Source organism: Propionispora sp. 2/2-37, from assembly GCF_001298735.1.
Taxonomy (GTDB): Bacteria; Bacillota; Negativicutes; order Propionisporales; family Propionisporaceae; genus Propionispora.
Genome location: NZ_CYSP01000015.1, coordinates 58,798 through 70,946 on the forward strand (window position 1 = coordinate 58,798; position 12,149 = coordinate 70,946).

A 12,149-nucleotide genomic window follows, 5' to 3' on the forward strand; every position below is an offset into this window, starting at 1 on the left:
TTATTTTTTCTAGCAACAGGGGAAAGCTATGAACATTTTATTAATTTGTGCAACCGGTTTGTCCACTGGTAAACTGGTATCAAAAATGCAAGTAGAAAATGAGTCAGGTGGATATCACCATAAAATTGCTTCCTGTTCCTTCGATAATTTGAAAAATTATGTGGAGGATTTTGACGTATTATTGTTAGGGCCGCAAATTCGCTATAAATCTCATAAGGTAGCTAAACTTGCCGAGGAGAAGAATAAGAAGTTTGCAATCATTGATTCCCTTAGCTTTATTATGGGCGACGGAAAAGCAGTGCTTGACCAGGTGCATCGCTTACTGCAAGAGTAATTTTCTCTGCTTTTTGTACGGTTGCTATTCGTCTCTGAGGGCTAATTATGGTGATGCAGATTAGAATAACGATTTTACTACAACTGAGGAGAGTTCCTCATAAAATTAAGGTGTTAAAGAGCCAAAAGACAGGCTTCTTTAACACCTTTTTTGTTGGGAGAAGTGAATCGAGGAGTAATGGTTCATTTATGAAGCTGGCGGTATTCTTTTGGTGTAATGCCCACGTGTTGTTTAAAAATTTTGGTGAAGTAGCTTTGATCACTAAACCCAAGGAGAACACAAATGTTCAAAATGGTTTGGGAGTCATCATGCAGCAGTTTTTTTGCCTCGGCAATTCTTTCAAATTGTATATATTCACTGATTGGGATGCCTACCTGTTTTTTAAATAATTGCGAGAGGTAACTTGCATTCATGTTCAGAGATTCGGCAATTTCAGGAATGGTTAACTTTTCGTACAGATGCTTGTTGATATAACTAATGGTTTTGATAATAGATTTGGAATAGTTGTTAGTTTGTAAGGCATGAACTCTGTCTGTATAATCACACATCATCCGGTAATGTAAGGCGTAAATTTCCTTAATTTCCTGTAGCTCTTCCACTTGTTGGATATAAATGTCGCTAAGGCTGAACGCCAGTTCCCAATCTAGGCCTCCCTCAATGGCGGCATGTGAAACCACCGAAACATAACTTATAAAAAGATTTTTTTCGTTGCGCAGTGGATTTTTAGCGTGAATTCCCCGTTCTCCATCGACGGGCTTATTCAGTTGTTCCAGTAATTTTTCCTTATTTCCTTCTTTTATAGCCTGCAATAAGGCTTGTTCATATTGCTCGGTATGGTGGAATTGCGCTTTTTCCGCTTTTCCAAGAGATAGGGTTCCAGCTTATTCTCAACTGAAAATGCCTCTTTTACAAAATGGCCAACTTCAACAAGGTCAGGCAATTCAATTTTTTCCTGATACAACAAAAAGTATAATAGACGGCCGGCGTCTGCCCATAGTTTGTTTTCTATACACGGTACATGAGAGTAATATTTAGTTACTTCCGATTTTAGCTTAGGTGAAATTTTAAAATTACTAAAGAAAGAATCAATGGTAGCTTGATTTATTACGGTAAAAGTAGCAGGACCGGCAATAATTCTACCTATGTGCATATCGGATTGAATGATATCAATAGCGAAGTAATTTTCAAAAAATTCCGTAGAGCTAAAAACAGGATACGTAAGAAGAGGGTCCGGAAAAAGTTCCTGAAATAACTTCTGGAGATCAGGCACTAAAGGATTTTGCTGATAGCGAAAAGCTTGTTTTGTCACAAGCTTTTTTTCGTGATCAACAAAAACAATAGACACTTTGAAAATAGCAAAGAAAAGCTCACAAATATAGGCAATGTGCTGATGATCCGGAAAGTTTTTGTTATTCATGTTCGTGAACAGATTTCCTTTCATGTTTAGATATCTACAATATTATAACATCGATGAAAGAATTATCAAAATAATAGAAATTTCACCAAATTCTAAAAATACTACTATAGGCAACCTGTCCCGTGTAATTAAAATAAAAAATAAGAAAAGCCGGGCTTTTCTTATAATACTCAAATTCTTATTCGTAATCAATAAGAATTTGATTTACATAGACTCCTGGAGTGATTAAAAATGCAGTTATGAGGGGGGATTTGAATAAGACAGTTTTTATTGATGTGAGGTGAGCGGACAGGGGTATATGATGTTTTATTATGTATTGTCTTTGTCAAAAGCAGCATGAAATTTGAGTTTTGTTACATGACGGGGGAACAGGCGGATACCCGGCATAGCTTTCGATTCTTAGCGGCAGTGGTTGCAAAACTCAGGGACTAGAATGGGGGAGGTGCCAAATGAAAAAGACTATGGCATTTATTTTGACGCTTGTATTCTTATTAACAGGTATTACGGGCATTTCGTTTGCCAGTGATAACTTAAACCGATTTGATGATGTGCCGGCCGGTCATTGGGCCTATGAAGCGGTGGGGCAATTGGCCAAGGATGGATTGTTGGAAGGATATCGCAGTGATACCTTTGAGGGTGGCCGTACGTTAACCCGTTACGAAATGGCCAAATTTGTAGCCCGGGCCATGTCGCAGTCTGAGCGGGCCAATGCTGAAGATAAAGCACTTATTAATAAACTTAAGGTGGAATACCTTAATGACCTGGAGAGCCTTGGGGTGCGGGTAGCCGGGTTATATCCCAAAGCATATAAACTGATCCCGGTAACGTTTGCAACACTGACGTATTCTCATGATAAAATTTCAAACCCTAACGGAACAAACACGGAACTCAGTGATTTAAGACCAACCGGGCCTAATGAAGGTGCTAATAAGAGCAGTTTGGTCGGTAATAAGATTAATATTTTCAGTATGCTGGTATACCCGGTTAACGACCGCTGGAACCTTATGGTTGGTACGGAATTTGAACGAAATACGATGTTTCCCGGATTGGATGTCAGCTGGATGGGGTATAAAAATACCAACTGTGGCGATTGGACCCAGGCAGAAATGCTGCAGGCCATGGGAAGAATAGGCGATGTCAACGTTACATTAGGCAAGTTTGGCATGATTCATAATTACGGCATAAATCTGGCTACACAAATTAACGGTTTGGAGCTGTCCTATACTACTCCCCTGCCGGAGGAGAAAAAACAGGAAAGTAAAGATACTTCCACTAAACCAGGCGGTATGAGCAATATAGCCACCGGGGTTGCCCCAGGGCAGGTCAAAGCTACTATCCGTGTCGGCAAATTGGATCACAATGCGGCAACTAACTGGAATATATGGGGAATGGACCCTGAAAAGGTGGCGTTGTTTACAGGCGCAAATTATTATGGCAATAGCTATTATAATACATATGGTGTGTACATACCGTCACTTTCAATAGCCCAGAATCTTACCCCCGGAGAACAGGGACTTTATGATCCCCGTTATTTTGCTTTACAGTTTGAGGGGACAACCAGTAAAGCGACGCATTACAAAGTGGGCTATCAGCGGGTAAGTCCTACAGCTAATGTGTTTCATTATGATGACCCGGTATATGGAGAAATGACTCAAAAGGTTAACGCCCGCACATATTGGGATGTCGGCTTTGATACGCAATTTGGTAAGGATTACTATTTCCTAGCCGATTACAGTAAGGCCGATTTCAGTAAAAACAATGTAGCCTATGTGCTGGGGGTCAGCTATAAGGTCGTTGATCCGTCAAAACCTGGCAGCTATATGTGGGGATTCAGCTATAACAGAATGGAGCCGAATTCCACTATACATGGTCTCAGCGATTTGGAAGAACGGATTATTGGGTCAAGAGGCTGGCAGTTTATGTATGCCAAAGTACCGAAAAAGAACACATTGTTAAATGTCCGGTATGCATTGTGGAGAGGCATTAACGATCCTGATTTTAAGGATAAGTCTACTATTATAGAAACGAAATTCTTCCTGTAAATGTCTGTTCTAAATATTGAATCCGGGCGTTTGCAATCAATGGGCTTGTATTTATTAGTGGATAGGAGGAGAATTTATGAAAAAGAGTTTGATTGTTATCTTAGCTCTTATTTTGGTAATGGGCTTTTTCGGAAATGTTTTTGCTGCGGACAATCCTTTTGATGACGTTCCTAAAAATCACTGGGCTTATGAAGCCGTAAATAAACTGGCTAAAGATGGTCTGGTTATTGGCGACAAAGGGGCTTTTAACGGTGATCAAACCATCACACGCTATGAAATGGCGGTCATTGTCGCCAAGGCGCTGGCCAAAGCGGACAATGCCGATGAGAAGAATAAAGTGCTTATCAGGAAATTGTCGGAGGAGTTTGCCGGGGAGCTAAAGACGTTAGGGGCTCAAGTGTCTGCATTGGAAGAGCAAATAAACAAGCTGACTTTTAATGGGGCGGCTACCTTTAAATATCAACGGAATTCCAGCCGTGATCCCATGGTGGTTCCTGCGAACGGCAAGCAGAATATTGACATGAATGTTAATTTTCTCCTGTTGAGCCAGTATCATATCGGCGAATGGTCTGTTGTCAACGAGTCGCGTTATAATCGGGATCTGAGGTATCCAATGAACAGACCCGATTATACGGAATCTAACGATCAGGCAGGGATTAGCGGACTGGCGGAAAAGATTTTTGCCACTGGGCCGATCGGCAAGGCAACAGTTACTTTCGGCGTTTATAATTATACAGGTGCTTATGGGTTGCTGTATGATAATCAGGCTCCCAATAATAGAGCAGACGGGGTATCGGGTTTGCAAATTGCTTTTGGTGATACGGTAAAGACGACCCTTAATTACGGCAAGATTTCTCATAACCTTGGTATTCAAAACCGTAACCAGTGGGGAATGCTGATGGTGAATTATTTTGATGATAGCCGGATAGATGAGGAAAAATTGGCTTTATACCCTAAAGCTGGTGATGATCCGCGCTATTTTGGGATGGATGTTGCCACTCCTATTAATAGGAATACAAATGCAAAAGCTGCCTACCATCATGTATATACTGCCAGTGGTCCCAGTGCAAATTATCTGGAAGCCGGCTTTGATACCAAATTCGGGCAGGATGTTGCTTTTAAGGTTGTCGCCGGTAAATCCAGCTTTACACGGCAAAACAAAGCGTATTTAGTCGGTCTTAATTACAAGGGCACGGGAGATAACACGAAAGTAGGCGATTATGGTGCATGGGTAAATTATATAAAATCGGAAACCAATGCAACCATTGACGGCGGTTACGATATTCAGGATAAGGTAAACGGTGCTAAAGGCTGGGAAGTGGGATTTAGTTATGTTCCCTATAAACAGATGTTGATTACTACTAAATATCTGAATGTTAAAGGTACAGCCAATACCAGCTTTAGTGACAATGTGTTCCGTACTCAGCTTGAATTCTTCTTTTAGTGGCTTGGACAGACGATTTCTCATTAATATGTATTAAAGATAAAATTTTGAGTAAGCCATCGATAGTAAGGTTATGGACGTTTGACTTTTCAAAGTATCGATGGCTTCATCTCTTGCTGCAGTATAAGGACTGGTATCTCACCTTATGGAATAAAACATGGAATTATATATACGAGGATATGTAAGCCTATTGAAAAGAAAAGTTAAAGAATATCTTCTGAAGAATGGAACCCAGAAGGAGATTGTCGGGAAAATGGTGGTACGAATATTCACCTAATACGGCGATGAAAGATATGATGCAGATTGTTATTGATAGTATGCAAAAGGGAATGCAGCGCGCTTTTCTGTGAAAATCAAAACCAGGCTTCCTTAAGCAGCTGAATAGCTGCTTTTATTTCATTTTCAGGTATTTTGGAAAAATATAAAATGACCTGCGGTAATTTATGAGGGACGGTTTCCAAATAGTAGTCCTGAAGAGGGACAACACGGCAGCCTTTTTGCCAGGCGCGCTGAACCAGTTCCTGGGCGGACAACGGCGATTTTATGCTTAGGATGGTATGCAGGCCGGCATCGGTTTCATTCACTTCGGCCTGTGCACCTAGAATTTTGCGAACGGCTTCCAGAAACAGCAGCCTCTTTTCCTGGTACAGTTTACGCAGGCGGCGGATCTGGCGCGCAAAATGGCCGTCGGCCATAAACTGGGCCAGGGCAAGCTGCTCCAGGGTTGAAGCCGATTGATTATACAGGGAGGAATTTTTCTGGTAGAGAGACAGCAGCCGTTCGGGCAATACCATGTAGCTAATACGAATGGACGGTGGAATGACTTTGGAGAGCGAGCCTAAATAGACGACGCAATCCGCGCTGTCCAGTCCTTTTAAGGCCGGTATCGGCCGTCCGAAATAGCGGAATTCACTGTCGTAGTCGTCTTCAATAATGGTTCCCTGATTGGCTTTGGCCCAGGCCAGCAGCCGGTTTCTTTGGCCGATCGGCATGATATAACCGGTGGGAAATTGATGCGAAGGACTTAAGTAAACCAGGCGGGCCTGACTATGTAACAGTTCGTTCATATCCAGGCCGTCTTTGGTCATAGTGACAGGGATGATAGAGAACGCATTGTCGGCAAAGATACGCCGGCCTTGTTTAAAACCCGGTTCTTCGAAAGCGATACTTTGATAGCTGGTTTTTAATAAACTGCACAGCATATGCAGCAAATGCTGAGTTCCGGCACCTACAATAATCTGTTCCTGGTGGGCATAGACTCCCCTTGATTCCTGCAAATAACGGGCTAGTTCCCGCCGTAATTCAGCTTCCCCCTTGGCATCTCCATAACTGGTCAAACGGTTTTTTTTGAGAAACACTTTGTTGATATAGCGCTTCCAGAGGCTAAAATCGAAGCCGTTGCTGTCCATATCGCCGCTGGCGAAGTCATAGCGCAGCGGCTTTTTTGCCTGCTCTTCGCTTTTTAGCGGTTTCAGGGTGGAAAGAGGACCTGCCGGCTTGAAACCGGCAAGCTCCAAAGGGTTGACCGTATAGCGCGACCGGTTGCCGTTTTCAATATATCCTTCGCTTAGCAGCTGTTGATAAGCTTTTTCGACAGTGATTTTGCTAACGGACAGGTTTTTAGCCAGCCCGCGGATAGAAGGTATTTTTTCACCGGGATTTAAGCGGCCCTGTTCGATTTGGGTGCGAAAGAAGTGATAAAGCTGGATATATAAAGGCTCCTGGCTGTCCGTATTCAGCATAACCGAATCCATAAGCAATCTCCTTTCTAAACTGTACCTATAGAAAAAAATAAAACTGTATATTTTAAAGGGAACAAATCTATTTTATACTATAACTGTTATTTTTTAAAGCAGGAGGAATGGATATGGCAATTTATAAAGCACTGGCGGTAGCCGGTTCCGATACAAGCGGCGGTGCCGGTTTGCAGGCCGATTTGAAAACACTGCAGGAACTCGGCGTTTACGGCATGACGGCAATCACCGTGATTGTGGCACAAAATCCTAAAAATAATTGGGCGCATGATGTGTTTCCGCTGCCGCTTGAGGTGCTGGAGGCGCAGCTGGAAACCGTACTGGCCGGTATTGGTGTGGATGCGCTGAAGACGGGTATGCTGGCCAGCAGCGAGGTGATTTCGCTGGTGGCCAAAAAAATTGACCAGTATAAGGTCAAAAATGTTGTCATTGATCCGGTACTGGTGTGCAAGGGAACGGATGAAGTTTTGCATCCGGAGGCGGCGGTCAGCATCCGGGAAGAACTGGCGCCTCGTGCTACGATTATGACTCCGAATATTTTCGAGGCCGGGCAGTTAAGCGGAATTAAAGCCATTCAGTCTCTGGAGCATATGAAAGCTGCCGCTGAAAATATTCACAAGCTGGGACCAAGGTATGTTTTAATTAAAGGCGGTGCAAAATCCGGGCTGGATACGGCGGTGGATGTCCTGTACGACGGTCACCGTTTTGAGACGCTGGAATCGCCGTTAATTAAGACCGCCTATACTCATGGGGCCGGCTGTACGTATGCATCGGCCATTACCGCCGGACTGGCCAAAGGGCTTGCCGTTCCGGAAGCGGTCCGGCAGGCAAAAGCTTTTATCACGGCCGCCATTAAGCATTCGTTCCCGCTTAATCAGTACGTAGGACCGACCTATCATGCGGCTCATCGCTTAAAATAGTACAGGAGCCTCAAAACTGGCTCCTGTTTAGGGCTGGAACTGTCTTGTTACGTAGACACAAGAAGATCATTCGAAAGGCTGGCAGCAAAGCCTGAAAATGAAACCGAAGGAAAAAATCAATAGGTTAGCAGGCAGAAAGGTGGGAGAGCCGGTATGGAACAACAATCCTTCAGTCAAACCAAACGACTGGCCTATGCAGCATTGGGCATTGCCCTCGTTTTTATTTGTACGTCATTTGTAAATCTTCGGCTTCCCATTGCCGCCAATGGCGGTCTAATCCATTTGGGGAATGTGCCTCTTTTTATTATCGCCATTCTTTACGGGCGCTGGCTAGGCGCTTTGGCAGGGGGAATCGGCATGGCTCTTTTTGATGTGGTGGGCGGCTGGTTTTTATGGGCTCCCTTTACCTTGGTCATTGTCGGTCTCATGGGATATACGGTTGGCGCTATCTGCGAAAAGAACCGGACCTGGAAGGCTTATATCCCGGCTTTGGCGGCGGCTTGCCTTATTAAGGTGGCTGGTTATTATGGCGCCGAGGGGATTATTTACGGCAATTGGCTGGCACCGATGGCATCGATTCCCGGTAATCTCGTTCAGATTGGCGTGGCGTCAGTCATCGTGCTGCCTGTCGTAGTCAAGTTGAGAAAGTATGGTAATAAAGTTCGATACATGTAAAGATTTCTTACCGGGCTTGTTCAGGTGTTTCAAATGGAGCGCCTTGGATAAGCTCCATTTTATTAGTACCGTGCGTCACCTAAAAGCATGAATTAGGTTGCAGTATTTTTCGCCCTGCAAGGCGGAGGAGCCCCGCCTACCGGACATAGGTAAGGCGACGATAACGAAGCAAGGCGAGAAAATCCTTGCAATCTATCTAGTGTTTTATATGATGCACGGTACTAGATTTGATAATCATATACCGGCTTGGTGCAGCGTACCGCTTTTCCGGCTTGGGCGTTGACAATAGTTCCCCTATCAAGGGCCAGTTTGCCATTGATAAAGACATAATCAATGCCTTCGGGCGGTATATCCGGCAGGCCGAAAACGGCTTTATCCGCAATGGTTTGTATATCGAATACGACCAGGTCGGCGTCCATCTGTTCTCTTAAGCGGCCTTTGGTGTGAAAACCAAGCGTTTCCGCCGGCAGCAAGGTCGCCTTGCGCACGGCTTCCATCAGTGTCAGTTCGTAGCGTTCGGTTACCATTTTTCTCAAATAACGGGGGAAACTTCCGGCTATTTGCGGGTGCCCCTCGCCGGGGGCATAGGCGCCAGTATCGGTGGACGGCATGGCAAACGGGTGGGTAAGCGCCAGATAAATCTCTTCTTCAATGCCGGTGAGTACCACCACGGCGGTGTGCGGTGCCTGAGTACGCAGTTCATGATAGATTTCTTTATTTAAGCGTTGACCGTTATATTTGTCGGTAATAACGAGAATGTCGTTCAAATCCCAGCCGTTATCATCCATATAGTCTTCGTTGAACAATACGGCGCCGATATGGGTGGCCCACTGGGTGTACATGCCGCTGTCAAAGCGTATATCCAGTCCGTCGGCACGGGCGCGGTTGATTACTGCCAAAGCTTCTTCCATCAGGCCGGTGCCGTATTGATACACCAGATGGGAAATCTGGACCCGGGCACCGGCATGACGGGCGATGCCGATGGCTTCTACCAGGGAGTACATGTCACTGCCGGTTACCATACGCGTATCAACGGACACAATCCGTCCGTAGCGGGCGGCCAGCCTGCTCAGCCGGTTTACTTCTTCATCGGAGCTTCCCGGCGCGTAGGCCAGACCCAGCGACAGCCCGCAGGCACCTTCTTCGAAGGCGGCCTCGACCAGATATTCCATTTTAGCCAACTGCTCCGCAGAGGCAGGTTTTAGGGGATTGGTTGCCCCCACCTTGTCGCGCAGGCTGGCGGAATGTCCGATCAGTTCAGCCTGGTTAATAATAAAGCCCTGGCTCTCCTGCCTGGCAAAAAAAGTATTGATATCCAGCGGACTGAAACCACAATTGCCACCCACTGTTGTAGTAATCCCCTGGCGCAGTGACAGTTCGCCGCAGTAGGCGTCAAATTCGACATGTCCATGAATGTCGATGAAGCCGGGGCAGACAACTTTGCCGGAAACGTCGTATTCCTGCTTGCCGTAAATCTCCGTTTTCGTTACAGCAGCAATTTTCCCATTGGTAATCCCTATATGGCCGTTAAAGCGGACTCCCTTTTCCGGATCAATGAGGATACCGTTTTTTAGTATGATATCGAACATGTTATATCACCATCCGCATCCTTCCACGAAACTTTTGCTGTAATTTACAATGTTTGCATCGTAGCATATTTTATATGAGTGTTCAAGACAAAAGCATTTATTTATATTATAGCATGTGGATAATCTGCTTGACGTGTTAAAATTATCTTGGTATAATTTAGTTCAATAAAATAGTAAGCCAATCAGAAAAACTGAAGGCTAAAAGCTTTCTCTCTTGTGGAGAGTAATCTTTTAGCCTTTTTTATTTTGCATTCATTGCAATCGTCTATGGCGCGGCTGATCAGGAATTTAACTGAAGGCGGAGGGGATACTGCCCTTAGTTTGGACATTATGATAATCGAGGAGGAGTTATATGTCGGATCATCCTATTGTCAAAAAAGCTTCAAATTTATCAGCTGAAGTGCGTGGCGGACGTACTGCATCCCGTAATAGTTCAGGCCGGCAACTGCATCACCAGGTATTGGAGATCATAAATCATTTCTTGTTTTCAGCTGAAAATGGGTATTTGATTTTAACAATACAGGATGGCTGTGTTGTCAAAATTGAAAAAACGGAAAAATATATCATTACCACCAAGAACCGGGGAACAGGCTACATAAAATATGGAAAACCGGTCTCGGAACATCCTCTGCAGCCACAGATTATTTCTGAACTGCAAAAAATCCAGTATGGACAGTTGGTTATCCGTTTTGCCAATGGTAAAATTGAGCAGATTGAAAAGACGGAAAAAAGACGCGTGAATGAAGTGGAGGGTATTAACGGTGATGGAATATAGGCAATGTAGATAAGGAATTAGATTTTCTATTAATAAATATTTTTTTGAAAAAATCACTTGCATTTTTGAAAAGATTAAGTATAATAAACAAAAGAGCAATTATTCATGTTCATCATATGCTGATTAGTTATCAAGCTAAAGGCCAGAGACATTTTTTATGAAAATGTCCTCTGGCCTTTTTTGATTTTAAAACACAGGAGGAGAAAAAATGAGCAAAAAAATTAAACAAATTGCTATCTACGGCAAAGGCGGAATCGGCAAATCAACGACAACATCAAATATTAGTGCGGCTTTGTCAAAATTGGGGTTAAAAGTCATGCAGTTCGGCTGCGACCCGAAAGCTGATTCGACCAATACACTGCGTGGCGGCACGTATATCCCCACCGTATTGGATACACTGCGGGAAAAGACACAGGTCAAGGCGGAGGATGTAATTTTTGAAGGCTTCAACGGAATTTATTGCGTGGAAGCCGGCGGGCCGGCACCGGGCGTAGGCTGTGCAGGACGGGGCATTATAACTGCCGTACAGCTTCTTAAGCAATTGAAAGTATATGAAGAACTGGAGCTGGATGTGATTATTTACGACGTGTTGGGCGACGTAGTGTGCGGAGGCTTTGCCGTTCCGATCCGGGAAGGTATCGCCGAGCATGTGTTTACCGTTTCCTCAGCCGATTTCATGGCCATTTATGCGGCCAACAATCTGTTTAAGGGAATTAAAAAATATTCTAATTCCGGCGGCGCTTTGCTGGGAGGTTTAATTGCCAATTCCATCAATGCCCCTTATGCGAAGGATATTGTTGATGACTTTGTTGACAGAACCAAAACGCGGGTTGTGGAATATGTGCCGCGTTCGGTAACGGTAACACAGGCCGAACTGCAGGGCAAGACTGCGGTGGAAGCATCGCCGAATTCCGACCAGGCTAAAACATACAGTAAACTGGCACAAAAGATTATTGAAACGACCGAGTCAAAAGTCCCCTCTCCTTTGGACACGGCTGAATTACGGGAATGGGCAGCGAAATGGGCCGATCATTTACTGGCGCTGGAAACAGGCGAGGTACGCGGTAAGGCGGCAGGTATTTAAATTTTAAAAATGAATAACAGGTTAACCCAGCGTAAACAGGCTGATCAGATCGACTGAAGGCTGCAGAATTTTATTTCTGCAGTTTTTTATTCCTTAAAATTATTGGAAGACATTT

The 12,149-nt window shown here is 44.3% G+C and carries 11 protein-coding genes; 7 read left to right on the forward strand and 4 right to left on the reverse strand.

Features of this window, described 5'->3' with window-relative positions:
* Positions 1 to 28 precede the first annotated feature (28 nt).
* Entirely contained in the window at positions 29 to 334 is a 306-nt protein-coding gene (locus P22_RS15680) for a PTS sugar transporter subunit IIB (protein ID WP_054261171.1), read from the forward strand.
* A 182-nt stretch (positions 335 to 516) separates the two neighbouring features.
* Here P22_RS15680 and P22_RS15685 read toward each other — a convergent pair whose 3' ends face one another.
* Positions 517 to 1,143, reverse strand: a complete 627-nt coding sequence (locus P22_RS15685) for an AraC family transcriptional regulator (RefSeq protein ID WP_054261172.1) — start codon at positions 1,141 to 1,143, stop codon at positions 517 to 519.
* Positions 1,131 to 1,751, reverse strand: a complete 621-nt coding sequence (locus P22_RS15690; protein WP_054261173.1) for a hypothetical protein — start codon at positions 1,749 to 1,751, stop codon at positions 1,131 to 1,133. Before P22_RS15690 ends, P22_RS15685 begins: the two co-directional genes overlap by 13 nt.
* A 449-nt stretch (positions 1,752 to 2,200) precedes the next feature.
* Here P22_RS15690 and P22_RS15700 point away from each other — a divergent pair, with 449 nt between their 5' ends.
* Together P22_RS15700 and P22_RS15705 are read left to right on the forward strand one after the other, a co-directional pair.
* Positions 2,201 to 3,793 carry an S-layer homology domain-containing protein gene (locus P22_RS15700; protein ID WP_054261175.1) on the forward strand — a complete coding sequence of 531 codons (1,593 nt, stop codon included), beginning with the start codon at positions 2,201 to 2,203 and terminating at the stop codon, positions 3,791 to 3,793.
* 76 nt (positions 3,794 to 3,869) lie between these two features.
* Positions 3,870 to 5,237: an S-layer homology domain-containing protein gene (locus tag P22_RS15705; RefSeq protein WP_054261176.1), complete on the forward strand. Its 1,368-nt coding sequence runs from the start codon at positions 3,870 to 3,872 to the stop codon at positions 5,235 to 5,237.
* 353 nt (positions 5,238 to 5,590) lie between these two features.
* On the opposite strand, the gene P22_RS15710 is transcribed toward P22_RS15705, so the two are convergent.
* Complete coding sequence (locus tag P22_RS15710) at positions 5,591 to 6,991, reverse strand: MocR-like pyridoxine biosynthesis transcription factor PdxR (protein WP_054261177.1); 1,401 nt, start codon at positions 6,989 to 6,991, stop codon at positions 5,591 to 5,593.
* Positions 6,992 to 7,104: 113 nt separating this feature from the next.
* Between P22_RS15710 and pdxK the strand changes: the two genes are divergently transcribed.
* Both pdxK and P22_RS15720 read left to right on the forward strand, forming a co-directional pair.
* Positions 7,105 to 7,911 (forward strand): pyridoxine/pyridoxal/pyridoxamine kinase, encoded by an 807-nt coding sequence (pdxK, locus tag P22_RS15715; protein WP_054261178.1) that lies wholly within the window; start codon positions 7,105 to 7,107, stop codon positions 7,909 to 7,911.
* A gap of 153 nt (positions 7,912 to 8,064) precedes the next feature.
* On the forward strand, positions 8,065 to 8,586 hold the full coding sequence (locus tag P22_RS15720) for an ECF transporter S component (RefSeq protein WP_054261179.1): 522 nt from the start codon (positions 8,065 to 8,067) through the stop codon (positions 8,584 to 8,586).
* Positions 8,587 to 8,807: 221 nt separating this feature from the next.
* On the opposite strand, the gene P22_RS15725 is transcribed toward P22_RS15720, so the two are convergent.
* Entirely contained in the window at positions 8,808 to 10,175 is a 1,368-nt protein-coding gene (locus tag P22_RS15725; protein ID WP_069972844.1) for an N-acyl-D-amino-acid deacylase family protein, read from the reverse strand.
* A gap of 352 nt (positions 10,176 to 10,527) precedes the next feature.
* Here P22_RS15725 and P22_RS15730 point away from each other — a divergent pair, with 352 nt between their 5' ends.
* Together P22_RS15730 and nifH are read left to right on the forward strand one after the other, a co-directional pair.
* A complete protein-coding gene (locus tag P22_RS15730) occupies positions 10,528 to 10,950 on the forward strand; it encodes a DUF2292 domain-containing protein (RefSeq protein WP_082378521.1) in 423 nt (140 codons plus the stop codon).
* A gap of 208 nt (positions 10,951 to 11,158) precedes the next feature.
* Positions 11,159 to 12,034: a nitrogenase iron protein gene (gene nifH / locus P22_RS15735; RefSeq protein WP_054261180.1), complete on the forward strand. Its 876-nt coding sequence runs from the start codon at positions 11,159 to 11,161 to the stop codon at positions 12,032 to 12,034.
* Positions 12,035 to 12,149: the final 115 nt, after the last annotated feature.